The 19,175-nt window shown below is 69.4% G+C and carries 9 protein-coding genes; 5 read left to right on the top strand and 4 right to left on the bottom strand.

The genetic code is table 11. The features are described from left to right. The first annotated feature begins 260 nt into the window (after window positions 1-260). Window positions 261-7,430 carry a ricin-type beta-trefoil lectin domain protein gene (locus ABZ464_RS40790; protein ID WP_359286723.1) on the top strand — a complete coding sequence of 2,390 codons (7,170 nt, stop codon included), beginning with the start codon at window positions 261-263 and terminating at the stop codon, window positions 7,428-7,430. A gap of 81 nt (window positions 7,431-7,511) precedes the next feature. Continuing rightward, a complete protein-coding gene (locus tag ABZ464_RS40785; protein ID WP_359286721.1) occupies window positions 7,512-8,228 on the top strand; it encodes a hypothetical protein in 717 nt (238 codons plus the stop codon). Window positions 8,229-8,747: 519 nt separating this feature from the next. On the opposite strand, the gene ABZ464_RS40780 is transcribed toward ABZ464_RS40785, so the two are convergent. Further along, window positions 8,748-8,891, bottom strand: a complete 144-nt coding sequence (locus ABZ464_RS40780; protein ID WP_359286718.1) for a hypothetical protein — start codon at window positions 8,889-8,891, stop codon at window positions 8,748-8,750. Window positions 8,892-9,952: 1,061 nt separating this feature from the next. Between ABZ464_RS40780 and ABZ464_RS40775 the strand changes: the two genes are divergently transcribed. Then, a complete protein-coding gene (locus ABZ464_RS40775; protein ID WP_359286717.1) occupies window positions 9,953-12,832 on the top strand; it encodes an AAA family ATPase in 2,880 nt (959 codons plus the stop codon). Window positions 12,833-12,886: 54 nt separating this feature from the next. Here the strand turns inward: ABZ464_RS40775 and ABZ464_RS40770 are convergent, their stop codons facing one another. From ABZ464_RS40770 to ABZ464_RS40760, 3 genes are all read right to left on the bottom strand, one after another. After that, window positions 12,887-14,335, bottom strand: coding sequence for a hypothetical protein (locus ABZ464_RS40770; RefSeq protein ID WP_359286715.1), 1,449 nt, complete (start codon window positions 14,333-14,335; stop codon window positions 12,887-12,889). A 114-nt stretch (window positions 14,336-14,449) separates the two neighbouring features. Next, complete coding sequence (locus ABZ464_RS40765; RefSeq protein ID WP_359286712.1) at window positions 14,450-15,367, bottom strand: hypothetical protein; 918 nt, start codon at window positions 15,365-15,367, stop codon at window positions 14,450-14,452. An 84-nt stretch (window positions 15,368-15,451) separates the two neighbouring features. Next, a complete protein-coding gene (locus ABZ464_RS40760) occupies window positions 15,452-16,165 on the bottom strand; it encodes a hypothetical protein (RefSeq protein WP_359286709.1) in 714 nt (237 codons plus the stop codon). Between the two features lie 216 nt (window positions 16,166-16,381). Here ABZ464_RS40760 and ABZ464_RS40755 point away from each other — a divergent pair, with 216 nt between their 5' ends. Continuing rightward, a complete protein-coding gene (locus ABZ464_RS40755) occupies window positions 16,382-17,716 on the top strand; it encodes a cytochrome P450 (protein ID WP_359286707.1) in 1,335 nt (444 codons plus the stop codon). Window positions 17,717-18,169: 453 nt separating this feature from the next. After that, window positions 18,170-18,331 carry a hypothetical protein gene (locus ABZ464_RS40750; RefSeq protein ID WP_359286705.1) on the top strand — a complete coding sequence of 54 codons (162 nt, stop codon included), beginning with the start codon at window positions 18,170-18,172 and terminating at the stop codon, window positions 18,329-18,331. The last annotated feature ends 844 nt before the right edge of the window (window positions 18,332-19,175 follow it).

The raw sequence follows: 19,175 nt of genomic DNA, 5'->3' as shown, positions 1-19,175 counted from the left end.
AGCGAATTTGGGGTGACTGATCCGCAAGAGGGTGACACACCCCAAACCTGACGCAGATACCCATGAGCCTGATCGGCGGCATCGGTGACTCTTTGCCGCGACTGGCTTTAGGTTAGGCCGATTTATGTCCGTGATGACCATCACATGACAACAGGGTGTCTGGTTTTTCTTCACAAGTGCCCCACAGAATCAGCCCGTTCGCTGGCCGCACCTGCGCACTGCCCGGGTGCGGCCTTCTGTCGCCCGGGGGGATTTTGTTCGTGCCTGCTTTCCTGTCCGCGCGCCGTGGCCCCCTGCGCTCAGCGTTGGCGCCCGTCGTCGGCGCGGTCCTGCTGGTGGGACTGACCCCGTTGACGGCCGTCGCCCAGCCGCCGAACCCCGAGGCGGCCGAAGTCGCCCGTGAGGACGTGTCGTTGGAGGAGATCCCGACTGAGCAGCGGGTGGCCGGCAACACGCACAACGCCGGGCTCGACAGCATCGAGGCCGCCCCGCCCGCCGACCTGGAGCAGGCCCCGGCAGGGACCGCCACCCCGCCCACGGGCGGCACCGACACGGTCACCTTCGGTGCCGCGGGCACCCGGCAGGCCAGCCTGCGGGCCACCACCGGTACCGCCGTTCTCGAACCGGTCGGCACCCTGCCCGTGAAGCTCGGCCAGGCCCCCGGCGCCGCCCTGCCCACCGGAACCTGGCAGGTCGGTGTCTCCCCGCGCACCGCCCCCGAGGCCGACGGCATCGACGGCGCGCTCGTCACGGTCACCGCCCCCGCCACCGGCTCCGTGCCCGTCTCGGTGCAGCTCGACTACAAGGCGTACCAGAACCTCTACGGTGCCGACTGGGCTTCCCGGCTCACCTTCGTGCAGTTCCCCGAGTGCTACCGCACGACCCCCGACGTCGAGGAGTGCCGGGCCTACGAGGAGCTGGAGACGGTCAACGACACCAACGCCAAGACCCTGACCGCCACTGTCGACACCGCCGCCGACAGCACGGTGACACCCGCCTCGTCGACCGCGTCCCCGGCAGCCGGCACCGGCGCCGTCCAGGCGGCCTATCGCAGCGGAGCGAGGCAGGCGGCGGCCGGCGGTGACAGCGCCGTGATCGGCGCGGTCGACTCCGGCGCGGGCGAGAGCGGCTCCTTCAAGGCGACTCCGCTGGAGTCCAACGGCAAGTGGTCGGCGGGCGGCTCGTCCGGCGCGTTCACCTGGTCGTATCCCATCGACGTTCCGCCCACGCCCGCCGGTCCCGCACCGGACATCTCCTTCGACTACAACTCGCAGAGCGTGGACGCGAAGACGTCCACCTCCTCGCCACAGGCATCGTGGATCGGCGAGGGCTGGGACTACAACCCGGGTTACATCGAGCGCCGTTACCGCACGTGCAAGGACGACCGTGAAGCCACTGCGGCCGGGGCCGCCAACAACGCTGCGAAGAAGGCCAAGACCTCCGACCTGTGCTGGGTCTCCTACAACGCCGTGATGTCGCTCGGCGGCGCCACGACCGAACTGGTCCGCATCGGAGAGACCGACCGCTACCGCCCACAGCACGACGACGGCACCCGCGTCGAGTTGAAGACCGGCGCCGCAAACGGCGACAACAACGGCGAGTACTGGGTCGTCACCATGCGGGACGGCACCGTCTACACGTACGGTCTCAACAAGATCGGCGGCGGTCACGCGGACACGCAGTCCGTCTTCACCGTCCCCGTCTTCGGCAACCATCCCGGTGAGCCCTGCCACGCGACCTCCTTCGCCGACTCCCGCTGCCAGGGCGACACCACCAAGCAGCAGGCATGGCACTGGGGACTGGACAAGGTCACCGACGTCAACGGCAACGTCATGGTCGTCAACTGGCTGCAGTCGACGAACTACTACGCTGTCAACAAGAAGTTCAAGACGCCCGAGAAGTACGTCCGCGGGGGTCTGCCCGATTCCATCGAGTACGGACTGCGCGAGGACGCCCTCGGCGCCACCCCGGCCGCGAAGATCGACTTCCTGCTCTGGCAGCGCTGCCTCCAGGACACCACGGTCTGCGACTCGGCGAAGTTCGACGACACCAAGAACCCCGCCTCCTACCGCCCCTGGTGGGACAGCCCCGGCAACCTGAACTGCAAGAGCGACTCCAAGCTGTGCCCTGCCTTCCCTTCCTTCTGGAACCGGCTGAGGCTCGGCGGCATCACCACCTACGCCCAGCGTCCCGGCGTCGCGGGCCTGTCCAAGGTCGACACCTATCTGCTCGACCAGTCCTTCCCGCGCGACTGGTACGACACCTCGCCCGGCCTGTGGCTCAACTCCATCCAGCGCTACGGCTTCCGCCCCGGCGACACCAGCGGCACCCTGCTCACCAAGTCCGGCGTCAGCTTCCAGCCGTACGTCGTCGGCACCGGCTCCGCGCACCCCCTCAGCACGTACCTGAAGGACCAGCAGCTGCCCAACCTGGTGCCCCGCAGCTCCTCCGACCCGCGACCCGGTTTCACCCGGCCGCGCATCGGCGCCGTCGCCACCGAACACGGCGCGGACATCGAGGTCACGTACAAGGGCGGCTGCCGTGTGCAGCCCGGCGTGGCCCCCGAGGACAACCACGGCACCTGCTTCCCCGTCCGCTGGTCGCCCGACGCCGAGGTCGAAAAGCCCGCGCTGGCCTGGTTCAACAAATACGTCGTCCACACCGTGACCGAGACCGACCGGATCACCGGCGTCTCCGCCCGGATGTCGACGCGCTACGACTACTCGGGCGCCGCCTGGGGCAAGAGCGACGACGAGTTCAACAAGCCCGCCCTGCGTACGTACAGCGAGTGGCGCGGCTACCAGCAGGTGGCCACCTCGAAGGGCAACAAGATCTCGCCGGCCCCGGGCCGCCCGCAGACCCAGTCGTACTCGGTCACCCGCTACTTCCGCGGTGCCGGCGGCCCGGTCAAGGACTCCACGGGCACCGTCACCCTGGCCGCCGACGACATCGCCCCCTACGCGGGCATGACCGCCGAGACGATCACGTACACCGGGACCGGCGGCAAGATCGCCACCCGGGTCCTGAACCGGCCCTGGGCCAAGCAGACCGCCTCCCGGCAGCGCGACGGCGATCTCACTGCGCTGACGGCCTACCGCAGCGGCTTCGAACGCAGCGACACCCTGCAGACTCTCGGCAGCAGCTGGCAGGGTGTGCGTACCACCACCGTCGTCGACGACGTCTACGGACTGCCGCAGCAGGTCGAGTCGGCTGTGGTCAAACCCAATGGCAGCGGCGGGGAGACCCTCAGCGACCAGAGCTGCGTCAAGACGCTCTACGTCGTCAACGAGGCGGCCAACCTCGTCGGCCTGCCCAAGGAGATCCGCACGACCTCCACCTCCTGCGCCGACCACACCACCGCCGACCCGGCCACCCAGGTGATGAGCGCCGTCCGTACCAGCTACGACGGCGGGGCCTGGGGCGCGGCGCCCACCAAAGGCCTGGCCACGACCACGGCGACACTCAACGACGACGGCTCCGCCTACTCGACCGTCATGACCAGCACGTTCGACCCGCTCGGCCGCGTGCGGAAAATCACCGACCCGCTCAAGGGCGTCGCGGAGACCCAGTACACCCCTGGCGACGCCGGGGGCCCGGTCACAGCGGTCAAGAAGATCAACCAGATGGGGCACACGTCCACCACCACCCTCGACCCCGGCCGCGGCCTGGCCCTGTCGGTGACCGACGCCAACGGGCACGTCTCGCGCATGGAGTACGACGCCTTCGGCCGCCTGGTGAAAGGCTGGTCGGCCGACGCCGCGACGCCCGACGTCCTCATCGACTACCAGATGGCGACCGCGAGCCCGACCCTCACCCGGCCCACTGCCGTCACCGTCCGCTCCCTCAAGGACAACGGCGGCTACGGCCGCCAGGTGACCGTGTACGACGGCCTGATGCGCCCCGTGCAGACGCAGGACGAGGCCCACGGCCCCGGCCGGATCGTCCAGGACACGCGCTACGACGACCACGGACTCGTCTCTGAGCAGACCGGCTCCTATCTCGCCAAGGGCGAGCCGGAGACCGGTCAGTTCAAGCGGGTCAGCGACACCCTGGTGCCCAATCTGGTGCGCAACACCTACGACGGCCTCGGCCGCCCGGTGCGCAAGACCACCGTGCAGAGTGGCAGCCCCGTCTGGTACGACACCGTCGAGTACGGCGACAACTGGACCATCTCCCGCCCGGCCGGCGGGGCCGCCCCCGCCGTGCGCGCCTACTCCGACGCGCGCGGCCGGATCACCCGCGTCGACCACTCCACCAACCCCGCCCAGGACGACTGGCGCACCACCCGCTACTCCTTCGACGCGCGGGGCAACCGCACCCGCATCGAGGATCACGCGGGCAACCTCTGGACGTACGGCTACAACGCCCGGGGTCTGCTGGCCTCGGCCACCGACCCCGACATCGGCAGCGCCTCCTTCACCTACGACGCGCTCGGCCGGCAGGCCAGCGCCACCGACTCGCTCCAGCGCACCACGTACACCGAGTACGACGCGATCGGGCGTGTCCTGAACGTCCGTCAGGGCTCCACGACCGCTGACCCGGTCAAGTCCTTCACATACGACCTGCCGGGCGCGCTCGGCAAGGCGGCGAGCTCCACCCGGCACGAGGGCGGCGCCGACTGGACCGACCGGGTCACCGCCTACGACGACAAGTACCGCCCGACCACCCGTGAGATCGTCGTCCCGTCCCAGGCGGGGCCCAAGCTCGCCGGCACCTACACCTACCGCTACGCGTACACCGAAAGCGGCAAGCAGCTCTCCGTCAGCGTGCCCGCGATCGGCGGTCTCGCCGCCGAGAAGGTCATCACCCGCTATAACGATGACGGTCTGGCCGAGTCCACCTCCGGCCTGAGCTGGTACACCTCGGACGTCACCTACTCCGCGTACGGCGAGCCGCTGCGGACCGTCAGCGGGCCCCAGCCCTACCGGGTGTGGACCACCAACTTCATCGATCAGGAGACCGGCCGACTCCAACGGACCGTCTGGGACCGTGAAACCGCGTCCTCGCACAGGATCTCCGACTCCTACTACTCCTGGGACCGCGCGGGCAACCTCACATCCGCGGCCCGCAAGCAGGCTGACGGCGCCACGTCCACCTGGGACAACCAGTGCTTCACCTACGACTACCTCGGTGAGCTGGTCCACGCCTGGACATCCGGCCTCGCCGTGACCGCCGCCACCGGCTGCAAGTCCGCCTCCGGCACCGCCTGGGGCTATCGCAGTGACGGCCAGAGCAGCGCCGGACCCGTCGCCGAGGCACCCGACGCCGTCACCGACGCCGCCGCGCCCGACGCCGAGATGCAGGCGTCCCTCGACGCCGCGGCCCCCGCCTCCGGGTCGGTCGCCACCGCCGCCGGTTCCTACTACCAGTCCTTCACCTTCGACGCCGTCGGCAACCGGGCGTCCCTCACCGAGCACGACCCGGCGAACTCGGCCCTGGACGCCCGTACCACCTACAGCTACGGCAAGACGGTGACGGGCAACGGTACGAGCGCCCCCACCCTCACCCAGCCCCACCTGCTCAACAAGGTCGACCGGCCCACTGGCACCGACCCCGGTTACGTCAACGACGCCACCGGCAACACCACCGAGCGCCACCTCACCGGCGGCGACCAGATCCTGGACTGGAACGCCGAGAACAAGCTCGCTTCCGTTACCGGCGCCGGCGACGGATCCGGGCCGATCACCGGCCTGAACGGCAAGTGCATCGACCTCCAGAGCAACACCCTCACCGACGGCACCCCGCTCCAGCTCCACGGCTGCAACAGCACGCCCGCGCAAGCGTGGCAGACCACCGGCGACACCCTGCGCATCCGCGGCAAGTGCGCCACCGTCAACGGTGCCCTCGTCCAGCTCGCCGCGTGCAACGGCAGCACCACGCAGAAGTTCACCCTGCGCACCACCGACAAGGCGTTCGTGCACGCCGCGACCGGCAAGTGCCTGGCGGTACCCGGCGGAACCGACACCGACGGCACCGACCTCCAGGTGGTCACCTGCGCCACCGGCGCCGCACAGCAGTGGGCCCTCGCCGACCGCACCACGTACGTCTACGACGCGGGCGGCAACCGCATCCTGCAGAAGTCCGCGGCCGGAACCACCCTGTTCCTGGGCGAGACCGAGGTCACCACGGACCCCAAGGGCAATCTGCTCAAGGCGAGCAGGATCTACCAGCACCCCGGCGCCCCCTCCGTCGTCCGTGTCAGCAAGAACGGTGGTTCCGACCACGTCCTGAGCGTCCTGCTCAACGACACCGTCGGTACGGCCACCACCTCCGTGGAGCAGAGCACCGGCCAGGCAGTCATCCGCCGCGCCTTCAAGCCGTACGGCGAGACGCGCGGGACCCGGCCCGAGGACTGGCCCAACGCCCGCAGCTACCTCGGCACCGGCATCGACGACACCTACTCCGGGCTCACCCACATCGGGGCCCGCGAGTACGACCAGTCGACCGGCCGCTTCCTCTCCGCCGACCCCGTGGTCGACTTCGCGGACCCGCTCCAGATCAACGGCTACGCCTACGCCAACAACAACCCGATCACCAAGAGCGACCCCGACGGGCTCCAGCCCATCGAGTGCTGGGAAGGCACCGCCGTCTGCGAAGGCGGCCGCATCGTCAGAGCCAAGAACGACGACGTGAAGCCGACCAAGGCGCTGACCGACGTGAAGGTCACCAAGAACAACAAGACCTACCGTGTCATCTACGACGAGCGAGGCGTTCCGCACACCGTCGGCTCGCCCGGAAAGATCCAGTCGGAACGCGTCGCCATTCAATTCATGAACGACGACCTGCGCTCGTCGCTCAACCTGTACGACCCGAAGACGGGCAACGGCAGTGAGTACCTCTGGCAGGACGACGCGGGAGTGGTCCCCAAGAAGGGCCTGGTCCACGACGCGAACGGCAACCACCGGGTGGCCGGCACGACGGCCGACTTCATCAAGGTCACCTGGAAGAACGGCAAGATCGTCGACGTGGAGACCTGGGACGCCAACGAGTCGACGCGGGGCCACGACTCCAAGACCGTCGGTGACATCGAGAAGACCATCAACAACAAGCTCGACCCAGAGGGCAAGACACAGAGCCAGAGGGTCGTCTTCGTCGCCAACAGCATGGAACAGGCCAAGGCCGTCGCGGACAAGTTCGTCGGCAACGCCAATGTCCGAGTAATTTTCGCAGGTGACGGGAAGCCCGGCTCCACAATGTTCGACACCCACATGTCGGGCGGTCTGCGAGGCGGGAGCATCTCGGGCACCGGCAGGACCAGTGGAGGTGGTGGCGAGAGCAGCGGTGGTAAACGCGGCGGCGGTCTCGGCGGCAAACTGATGAACGGCGCCGGCATTCTCGGCGACCTGACGTTCATCTGGGAGGGCTGGAAGACCTTGGAACGCGGCTGCGACGACGTCGTCGTCTCGTGCGGCCCCCCGCCGACCGCCTGACCGGCGCGGCCTGCCAAGGTGGGCCGCCGCGCATCGCACCACCCGCACCGAGCGCGGACTTGCACCACAGGAGGGAACACCATGGGCAAACAGCGCATCACCGTCTGTCTGCCGCCCGTCGGCCCCGACAGGCTGAAGCAGGCGATCGGCCAGGCCATGGCGCCCTTCTGGTACGACCGTGAGGACCGTCCCCATCCGGACTGGGTGGGGGAGTGGAGCTACTGGTTCATCTCCGGAGCGGGCTGTCTCTTCGACGTGCTGCCCGGCCACGAGGACGACCCCCGACTCGTGCGGCACGACGATTGGACCGACCCCCCCGAGGACCTGCCCCCTTCCCGATGCCACGGCGGCCCGCGCGGCATCCTCGAACTCGACACGCCCCGCGCCGCCGAGGCCCGCCGCGCGGGCGACACCTGGATGGCGTACCAGGCATTCTCAGACTGCTACCCGCCGGCGTTTCCCTTCCATCACTTCGCCGAGCGGGCCAGGGCCCTGGAGCCCGAACGTGCGAGGGAGGCGGCCGTGACGGCCTTCCGGGAACAGCCCCTCATCCAGGCGATCGAGGCTGACCCCGCTCTGGAGGAGCGGTTCACCTCCGACCCCGTCCTTCACTTCGACGTGGACTTGGAGACGTACGTGGCCCGCCATGTGGCCGCCGTATTGCCCACCCCCGCGCTGCTCACCCTCGACGGGCGGTGGGTGGAGGGCGGCGGCCCCGAGTACGAGCGAATGTTCAACGCCTGCCTGGACGGTCTGCCTGCCGACACGATGGTTGTGCGGGTGCTCTACCACTCGTGACAGAGCAAAGGTATCGGCGGTATGGCGTGGGTCGGCATGGCCGGTTTGTGAGTGGGCGGTTCGTAGGGTGATGTCCGTTTCCGGCTGAGGTTGGAGCAAGGTCGCTGATGGAGGTTGCGTCGGCTGTTGCTTCCTGGCGAAGTTGCCGGTGTCGGCCTCGGTGAGGATCCCGATTTTGACCAGGCGTTTCAGCTTGGCGCGCGTGCCTTCGACGTTCTTCGGCTGCAGTTCGTGGCCGAGGGCTTCGCAGACGTCGTTGGCCCGCAGCGGCCCGGTCGCGTGGTTGAAGGCGGCGGGGATGCGGGGGTGGTCCGGATGCTCGGGCAGAGTCGGGCACGACGGCTGGGAGCCGGTCGGCGAGGCCGGTGACGGTCTTGCGGGTGATCGCGAGGTGCTCCAGGTGTGTCTCGGCCTCCCGTAACCGGGTCTGCAGGCCGTCGATCTGTGCGCGGAGGTCGCCGGCCAGGGCCCCGGCGGCGTCTGCCTGGAGGGCCAGGGCGTCGAGCAGGGGCTGGATGTTCACGTCGCCACCGCCTGCGCTTCGCGCCTGGTGGCGGCGTTCGCGCCGGCGAGGCGTCGGGTCATGAAGTGGGTCGTCGCCCAGTAGACGCGGGAGACGGAGGAGGACGGGCGGTGCTCGCGTCGTTCACGCCTGTCGCGCACCTTCCTTGCTGACGTTCGTGTGGCTGCTCGGGATCATTTCGTCGAGGTCGGTGGCGTAGTCAGTCAGGGCAATCACCTGCAGCCGAGGCAGGGTCGCGTTCCTTCGTGCGCGGGTCCTGCACCGACAGGCCGGGTTCCCGCGGTCGCGTCGTTGCGTCACGGGTGTCTCGACTGCAGTTGAGGCTGACGCGCAGGAGACACTGTGGGAGGCCCACAACCTGGGTAGTCTTGCTTCTTGTCGTCAGCGGTGTCCCTGTCGGTGGCCAGCCGGTGGCCGGACGCCTTTGGACGACGTAATACGAGGTAGCACAGACTAATCAGCCGCATATTCTCTGATCAGGCAGAACGTCACCTCACAGCACGGTGGGGTACCAGGCAACACGAACGCTCACGGTCTCGTAATGCGTAGGTCTCGGGTTCGAATCCCGAAGGCGGCTCTGTGGTGAACCCCAGGTCGGGCCTTTGACCTGGGGTTTCTTGTTTCGAGTGACCTTGGAATCCGGGCTAATCGGGCACCTGTGGTCTACGCATCGCCATGCGTAGGTCTGGGATCGAGTGGCGGTGGGCGTTTCGGTTCACAGGGCTGTGACCTGGTTTTATGTTCGGTGCTGCCGGTCAGCTCGGGTCTGTGGCGTTCGGTGTGGTGGCCATGCGTGCAGCGATTGTGTAAATGGGTCCCGATCTGCCGTGAGGTCACAGGCGTGCTTGGGGCGGCAGGGTTGTGCCATCCGGACAATCCCACGATCAACGCGCTCCACATGGGGCGCGATCGACAACCCGCTCGTAGAGCGACTCCTGCGCCTGCAACAGTTGGCGCTCAACAGCCTCATTCAGGTTCGGGTTGTCGATGAGGACGCAGCCGGAAACTGGTAGGGCCGCAGCCGTGAACCGATCTGGAACTGCGGCTCAGTGGCTGAGTGTGAAGGCGGCAGGGCTGTGCGTCAGGACAGCGGTCGTCGGGTCGGCGGTATCGGATGACCGGTGGTGTCCGGTCGGTTCGGCTCTGCCGGGCATGACTTACGTAAGATCGTCATAGAAATGTCCCCGACGGCCGCCTGGCCATGGGGAGGTCAGGTGGTGATGTGACTCCGCTGGTGGGCCGGGCGACGGAGCTGGAACTTCTGGACGCGGTGCTCGATCGAACGCTCGAGGGGGACGGCGGCCGCTCCGTCGTGGACCTCGCCGGGACCGCAGGCATCGGCAAGAGCCGGTTGATGGCCGAGTTCTGCCGACGGGCACAGGCCCGGGGGATGACGGTACTGCGCGGCCGGGCCACCGAGTACGAACAGCACATCCCTTACCAGCCGTTCAGTGACGCACTCGCCGACCACGACATGGAGTTGACGGATCGGGGTGCCACGGACGGGCGCGGCGACCGGTTCGGGCTGCAGCGCTCCATCGCGAAGTTGCTCGTACGGATCGCCCGCAGCAGCCCCGGCTCCGGGCTCGTCGTGGCGTTGGACGATCTGCACTGGGCGGACCCGGCGTCCCTGGAACTCCTCGACCACCTCGTCCGCCATCCCCCGAACGCCCCCGTCGTGATCGTCGTGACCCGTCGCAACCGTCAGACGACGGCCTTCCTGGACGCCGCGCTCACCCGGGGCATCGACATGGGTACGGTGCTGCGGCTGACCCTCGGACCCCTCGCCGAACGGGCGTGCGTCGAGGTACTGGCCCCCGGGCTGGCCCCCGGCATGCAGCCTGGCCGGGCCGCCGAGCTGTACGCCGCCAGCGACGGCAATCCGCTGTACTTCCTCGCCCTCCTCCAGGCCGGACAAGCAGGACGGAACGCCGGGCAGGACGCCCTACTGCTCTCAGCCGGGCTCGGCTCCGTCATGCTGGACGAACTGACCCCGCTGACCGCGGCGCAGCGCCGTACCGCCGAGGCGGTGGCCGTCCTGGGTGACCGTGGCAGTGCTTCTTTGCTGGCTGTGGTGAGCGGCCGGGACGAGGCCGAGGTCGACGAAGACCTGGGAGCGCTGGTCGAGCGTGATCTCCTACGTCCCGGGCCGGGCGGACGGTGGGCGCTGCGCCATCCGGTGCTGCGGGCTGTCGTACACGAGAGCACCCAGCCCCTGGAGCGCACGCGGATGCACCGCCTCGCCGCGGCCGCGCTGGCCGCCGCCGGAGCCCCCGCCACCGAACGCGCCCACCACGTCGAGCAATCGCTGACCGGATGGGACCCGCAGGCCGTCGCCGTACTGTTCGAAGCGGCCGAGCGCTCCGCCTCCACCGCACCCGCGAGCAGCGCCCATTGGCTGGGCGTCGCCCTCACCCACCTGCCCGACCAGCCGCAACACGCCACGCTGCGCCGCGATCTGATGCTGCGACGGGCCCGCGCCCTGGGCGTGTGCGGAGGACTGCGGGAGAGCCGGGATCTGCTGCACGAGGTGATCGCCATGTCACCGCCCGACGAGGCTGGGGCGGAGCGAAGCGTGCGGGCCTCTGCCGTGACACTGTGCGCGGTGATGGAGCGTCACATCGGGCGGTACGCCGAGGCAGTTGCTCTGCTGCGTCGCGAACTCTCCCGGACACCGGGCCCGTCCGACGCCGACGCGGTGGAACTCGGCCTGGAACTGGGCTCGTCCGCGCCGCACGCCACCTCCTACCCGCAGATGCGAGCCGACGTGGCCCGCACCCTCGACCTGGCCCGGTCGCTGGGCGATGAGGTCGCCCAGGCGGGCGCCCTGTCGATCGCGGCACTTGGGGAGACGTACGAAGGCAACATGGCTGCCGCACGGGAGGCCACCGACCGGGCCGCCGCGCTGGTCGACGCCCTTACCGATCACGACCTCGCGGGTCTGTGCGAGCCGTTGGCCCGGCTCGGCTGGGCCGAGGCGTTCCTTGAGCGGTACACCGATGCCGAACGGCACGCCGACCGCGGTTTGGCCATCGCCCGGCGCGGCGGCCGGCTCTACGTCCTGCCGCACCTGTTGCTGTGCAAGTCATATGTCCATCACCAGACCCTGCGACTGGACTCGGCCGTGGAACTCGCGGACGAGGCCGAGACGATCGCCCGCGGCATCGGCAGCGACGAACTGCTGGCCTTCGTTCTGACCAACAAGGCGTATGCCCAGCTGTTCGCCCTCCCGCCCGGTGACCAGGCCGCACTGGTGGTGGCCGAGGAAGCCGTCGCCGCAGCGGGTACGCGTACCAACTGGTGGGCGTCCATCGCCTGGTGCGTGCTTGCCCAGGCGGCGATGCACGCCGGTGATCCGCAGCGCGCCCGGGCCGCGGTCTTTCGTGGCGGAGGCGACGACCTGAACGGACTTCACCCGTCCATGCGCCCGCTCATCCTGGAGATCCTAGTCAACTCCGCCATCCTGACCGGCGACACGGATGCCGCCGCGACCTGGGCGGAGCGGGCCCGAAAGGAGGCGGAGCAGCTGGACCTGCCGTCGCAGCAGGCCTCGGCGCTGCGCAGCACCGCCCACTGTCTGTCCGCCGGCGGCGACATGGCAGCGGCCGCTGAACTGTTCGAGGAGGCTGTGGACAGGACGGCCCGCGGGGGAGCGGTGCTGTGGGAAGCGTTCAGCCTGCTGTTCGGCGCACCCCTGGCCGCCGCCGGCGATCCGGACCGCGGCCGCGCCATGTGGACACGCGCCCGACAGCTCGCCGTGACCGGCGGCGCGCATCAACTGACAGGCCTGGCCGACGCGATCCACTCCCTCGTGCACCCCGTGCCGCCGACCCAGCCTCCAGTCCCGAACCCGGGCCTCTCCGCCCGCGAACGCGAGATCGCCGCCCTGGTCGCCGCCGGCCTCACCACCCCGGCCATCGCCGCCCGTCTCTTCCTCAGTCCCCGCACGGTCGAATCCCATCTCAGCCGTATCTACCGCAAGACCGGCGTCACTTCGCGGGCCGCCCTCGCCGTCCTCCAGACCAGGCTCGAGCTGAACGACCCGACGGCCGGGGCTACCGGGGCTACCGGGCCCACCTGATGTGGCCGGTGAGCGCGCACGTCGGATGTCCGGAGGCACCCTCTTGCCGGCCGGTCAGTCAGTGGGCCGGAAGACGGGCTTTCCTTCCCACAGCCGGGAGAAGAGCGTGCCCGGGTCCAGCTGGGCTTCGTCGTCCCCGTCGTCCTTGGTGAACACCTCGTCCACCAGGAGGGCGTGCAGGTACTCCTGGACGCCTTCGCCGTACCCCTGCTGATAGTCGTCGATGTCGAAGTGGTGCTCCGCTTCCACGTCGGCCTGTACATCGTGGTCGTCCGCGATGACCAGACGTCCCCGGATGGTGCGTGCCTCAAGGGTGTGGTCGTTGTAGTAGCCGTAGACGATGTCCGCCTCGATGTCGCCGCTGACGTGCATGTCGCCATCGGTGTACACCGCCTGGGCCGTCACGTCTCCGCCGATGACGATGCCCGAGGCGGGGCGCGAGTCCGCCAGGCAGCCCTCGACGGTCAGGGAGCCGGTGACCACGAAGGAGCGCATCACCTGAAGGTTTCCCCTGACGGCGAGGTCGCCGTGGTGGAAGAAGGGAGCGCGGACTTCCTGCTCGCCCACCAGGGTCCGGGCTGTGCCCGTGTTGCCGAGAGCTCTCCGGCAGAGCTTCAGTAGCCACACGAAACCGTCGGGGCCGCAGTCGCGTTTCAGTGCGTCGATGAAGTGCTGGTAGCTGTCGTACGTCTCGTCCAGGTGCCGTCGCAGCCTGGGGTCGTCCTCGCCTTGGGCGCGCAGTTCCGCTGCGGCCCGGCGTACCGCGTGCATGTCGATGGGCAGGGGTCCGCCCTCGGTGTGGGGGTAGCGGACGTGTGCGGGTGCCCCTGCCGCTTCCAGCAGGGGCACGATCTGCGACCGGGCGCGTCGTTGATGGTCGTTGCGCTGGTCCAGGTTCAGTGCGATACCCAGCGGTGTCTGTCCGAGTTGGTTGACGGCAGAAGTGTCGGCGCCGCGCTGGAGCAGGAGTCCCACCAGCTGGGGCCGGGCCGAGCTCACGGTGGCGTGCAGGGGTGTGTTGCCGAGGCTGTCGGTGTCCGTCGTCGGCGCACCGTGATCGAGGAGGAAGGCGTAGACCGGGGTGGCGGTGGTGCTGTGGTGCGCGAACGAACCACCCATGACGTCCCCGCAGGGTCCGTCGAGGCGGGCGCCGTGCTCGACCAGGAGCTCCAGTACCGCCACCGACCGGTCGACGGCGGCTTGCGGCGCGGTGTCGTTGAGCAGGACGGCCCGGGCGGCGGGCGTGACCCCGACCCGGTCGCGGGCGTGCACATCCGCACCCGACTCCAGCAGAGCACGCACCACCTCCAGCGACGGCAGCGGGTCCCTGTCCTGGTAAGGGGCCTGGACCGCCCGGTGCAAAGGGGTGGCACCCTGCTCGTCAGGCGCTGACACCTCGGCGCCCTCGGCCAGCAGGGCGCGGATCCTCGCAACCTGCTCCAGAGGCCGAGCGCCGTGCGCAGGGCTGACCGCGTGAAAGAGGTCGTCGTCTGTTCCCGTCATGGCTCGGACCGTAGCCGACGCCTACGACGATCAGGGCCGGTGATGACGCTGGGGACGAGGGTTGGGTATCCGGTTGCGTGGTTTCACTGATCCACCTGCACTGGCCCGTCCACCTCAAGGTGTTGAGCTGGAGCGCACGTGCCGCGTCAGTCTTCTCCATCCTGTCAACGGCTCCCGAACCGTGGCCGGTTCCGGCTGGTCCGGCTGGTCGGGCTGATCCGGCTGATCCGGCTGGTCCGCGAACTCCGTCGCGTGCGCTGCCCGGATCTGCTCCCATGTCGTCACGGGGCACTGGCCCTGGGGACTGACCGTCAGGAACTTCTCGTACGGCACCTCTCGGAGAGGGACGTCGAGTTCCATCCAGTGCTCCTTGCCGGAGACCTCGTCCCACCCGTCGTTGGGTATCCGGATGTGGTCGCGTCGCGCGTCCTTGTTCTGGCTGGTGATCTGCAGGACGCCGGTATGGCGCGCGTGGCAGCTCACCACGACGCAGTAGTGCTGGGACTCCTCCCCGGTGCCTTCGCGGTAGGGGACCATGGCCAGCCATATCTCGCCCGGCTCCGGCACGGTCGGCCGGCTCGGCCTGCCGGGCCTGTCCGCGTACTGCCGGACCCGGGGTGGCAGCGCCAAGTACCTCCGGCCCCACCACCGTACGAGGAGGAAGAACACCATGGCCGTGAGCCCCGCCGCCGGGATCTCCAGCATCGAGGTGACCATCCACTTCGCGTAGGGGTCCGCCGGTTCCTCCATCGTGGCGCGCAGCGCCCCCGGCTCCACCTGGGACCGGGTGACCGCCACCGCTGCCGCGCACAGACCGAGGAGCACGGCAGTACGGGCAAGCAGCAGCCACCATCGGAAGGATGATTGGCCGCGGCCGGCCACCCAGGTCACAACGACCGCGGTCAGCAGGGAGATCCCCGCCAGGATCGGAAGCGCAGCCCCGCCGACGTGCTGCGGAGGCGACTGCGCGGCCATGAACCCGGGAACGACGACGGGAACCAGGAGGAGGTATCCGATCACGTACCACTTCAACAGGAGCGCAACTGTCAGAAGGCATGACTGCTCACGACGGCGCCTCATAGACCCCCCAAACCACACATGATCTTCGAAAGACACTCAGCCTGCGACCTGCTCGACCTGCTCGACCTGCTCGACCTTGGAGATCTGAGCGGACAGCACCTCATCAGGCAGCTCGGCTGTGTAGTGGCCGAAGGCCACTACGGTGGCGCCGCTGCGTACGACCGTGGTCCAGATCGGGATCGAGCCCGTCGCGGACGTCTTGTACGCCACCGCCTCGTCGCCCGCGTCCGGTGCGACGGCCGCCGCGACACCGTGGTACCCGCCGTTCTCGTACCCCGCGCAACTCTTCGCCGCTGTTCTCAGCTGCGCGAGCACGTGTTCGGCGCCGTCCTGGTCAAGGGCGAAGAGTTTGATCTCCACCCCGATCTGGTCGGCGGATTGTCCGGATGCCGACGACCCCACGGCAACGCTGTACCGGAACGCCTTCGCCTGCGGTTCGAGCTTGCCCACGGCGATGTTCAGCAGCGGCTGGCACTTGGCCGGGGATATCCGCTTCGCAGTGCCTTGGGGAGCCGGCATACCCGCCATCTCCTCAGACATCTGAAACTCACTCAGATCCGCGTCGACCAGGACAGCGGACTGCAACTGGGCGTCGCTCAGAGCCTTGGCCGATGTCCGGGGCTCAGCCGACGCCTGGGGCTTCTCGCTCTGCGCCGACGCGGAAGTCGACGCGGCCGCCCGGGAGGGCGCTTCCCCCGTCGTGTCGCCAGAGCCCCCGGTCCCACCGCCGCACGCGCTCAGCACCGCCATCGAAAGCACCCACACAGCCGCCGCAGCGCACCGTACTCGCACCGTTCACCCGCGCTCTCTCCACTCGATCACCCCGGAGGCATCCAGGGCCCGGTGGCAACGCTTCCGCACCCTCGGTCCGAGGACTTCGGTGAAAGTACGCAATCGCCTACCTAACTCGTGAGCAGGGGACTCCTCGGCCCCGGCCCGGATCCGCAGACCGTCTAGCCTGGGCCGATGAGCACCCCCACCTCGCTGTTGCGGGCCTTTCGGCCTCAAGTCCAAGAGCGTCTCTACGACTTCTACGAAGAGCTGCGGAGCGCCGACGACCTGTTCTGGGACCGCACCCTGCGCGCGTGGGTCGCGACCGGGCACGCAGTGGTCAGCAAAGCGGTGGATGCCCCGGGACTGTCCTCGGTGCGCTATGCCGACATCGAGGACGTCCCGGAGGAACTGCGGCCGCTGGCCCAGGTTCTGAGCAGGCAGATGCTCTACAACGACGCCCCCGACCACCCGCGGCTACGGGCCCTGATCAGCAAGGCCTTCACCCCTCGGGCAGTCCGGACATTGCGCGGCCGGATCGTCGAAGCCGTCGACAGGATCATCACCCAGGCGGCGCCGACCGGGCGGATGGACATCGTCGCGGACCTCGCCCGCCCCTTGCCTCTCACCATCATCTGCGACCTCCTCGACGTACCGGACCAGGACCGCCCCGCCCTGGCCTCCTGGTCCGAGCCGGTCGCCGAGGCCATCGGCAACTCCCGGCTGGACGCCGACCGCAACCGCGAGGCCTCGCAGAGCATGACGGACATGCTCGCCTACTTCCGCGAACTCCTCACCCGCCCCGACACCCCGCCGGCCCCCCACACGCTGCGTGCCCTGGTGAGCACACAGGCCGAGAACACCGACCAGGACCTCGACGAACTCCTCGCCAACTGCGCCCTCCTCCTCATCGCCGGCCACGAGACCACCACCCACTTCATCGGCAACGCCACCCTCGCCCTGCTCCGCCACCCGGACGCGGCCGACCGACTGCGCCGACGGCCTGATCTGATGCCCGCAGCGGTCGAGGAACTCCTGCGCTACGACGCCCCGGTACAGCTGATGCTGCGCCGGGCCCGACACGACCTGGACCTGTCGGGCCGCAGCATCGCCGAAGGCCAGACCGTGCTCCTGGTGGGCGGCGCCGCGAACCGGGATCCGGCCGTGTTTCCCGATCCCCATGTGCTGGACTTCGAACGGACCGGCGGACGGCACATGGCATTCGGGCACGGTCCGCACTTCTGCCTCGGCGCGGCCCTGGCCCGCCTGGAGGGCGCGATCGTCCTCGAGGCACTCCTGACCCGGCTCCCCGGCCTGCGGCTCGACGACACCACGCCGCCGCAGTGGCAGCGCAGCCTCAACTTCCGCGGGCTCACCCGCCTGGACGTCGCCTTCACCCCGCCGTCGGACGATCACGACAGCGGCAACCAGGCCGTGCCGACCACCAGTTCCCCGTACGGCGTCGACTCCGCGACACATGCCGGCGCGTGCCCCGCCCGCCCCGGGCCCGGCCACGTCGCGGGCGCCTGACCACGGCCCGGCGCCCCGCCCTCGTCGCGGTGCGGGGCCGGCGATCAACGAACGCACGCTGCGAGCCGGGCCGGGACGACCGGCACCCCCGAACCCGAATCTGCCGGGGACACCCAGTGGCAGCACGCCACACGCCCGGCCCGCAGGCGCCGCCACGCAACAAGCCGCCATGGTAAAGAAGTTGGCCGTGTTTCACGCGGGGAACGACTGGCAAGTGCGCCAGCCCGACTACCGGTTGGACGCCGTCCGAGGAGGCCGGGCCTGCCCGACCAGAACCCGGAGTGGTGGGCGACCGTGTGGTTGGCGGTGTGGGCCGTCCTGGCCTCTCTCGCGGGACTGTGGCCGCCGGAGAGGTCCCGTCCCTGGCCCCGGTTCACCCGCCGTTGTCGCGTCGCCGTCTCGCAGGCGCTGGCCGACGAGAGCTTTGAGACCGGTTTCAGGGTCTCGCGGGCCGTGTTCGATGCGCCCGATCGGAGTGAGGAGAAGTCCGGTGCGGACCGCCGCGATCCCTCGCGCTCGCCCCGCAACCGCCAGGGACCGGAAGACGTCGACGACGACATCGGCGGCCTGGCGGACGTGGACACGCACGGCGGCGGCCTCGGGGGCGGCGACTGACCCAGCGCGCATGCCCTGCCGCCAGGCAGGGCGGCCGCCCTGCATTCAGCGGAGTGGCCCTACGAGCCGATCGGTTGACTCCGCGTTTTCCGTGCTCGGCCAGCACGTCCCGCACCGCCCGCAACCCCACCTCCGCCAGCTGCGCGGTGCCGTTCTCGCCGACGGTCGAACGCTGACCCTCTGACGGCGGCCTCTGAACACGGTTCGAAGCGCGGCGACACATTCTCGCCCCTGGTGGCGCAAAGTCTTGCATTCCCTCCGGAAACGGAGGCGTGCCGAGCGGCGACGCAGGCTGCTGATGGGTGGGATCTGGTCGGTGACATGCCCTTTGTCGATGGACCGCGACGCGCGAAACCCGGACCCGCCTGAAGAGCCCGACCGTCTCGGTTGCCGCCGCAGGCTACCCTGAGGAAGATTTCGAGCGGGGCCGACCACGGGGTGGCAGAAGTCCCGCGACGCGGCGAACTCCGCGGCCACGCACGCCGACAAAGCCCCGAAGGCGGCTGACACGACCGCGGATCACGCGGGTGACGCGGCCACCGCCGCGAAGGAAGCCACCGCGCACGCGCTGGCCGCCAAGGAGGCGGCGGACGCGGCCACCGCGGCCGTCAAGAAGGCCAAGGACGTCTACGCGCTGGCACGTGACGTCGAGGCGGAGGAAGTCACCGCCCGCACCAATGACGGCGTCGTCCAGGCGCAGGACCTCAAGGCGCAGGAGGAACAGCGCCAGACGGCGCAGACGGCTGTACGGCAGCGGTCCAAGGCACTCGCCACGGCCGCCGCGCGCCTGGACGGACCTCGCGGTGCATCGTGTCGACCCACTGCTCCTGTCGCTCGGGGCGAC

Origin of the sequence: Streptomyces sp. NPDC005820 (assembly GCF_040630255.1) — a bacterium.
GTDB lineage: Bacteria > Actinomycetota > Actinomycetes > Streptomycetales > Streptomycetaceae > Streptomyces.
Note: the sequence above shows the minus strand (reverse complement) of the source record. Positions and strands in the feature narration are given on the sequence as shown.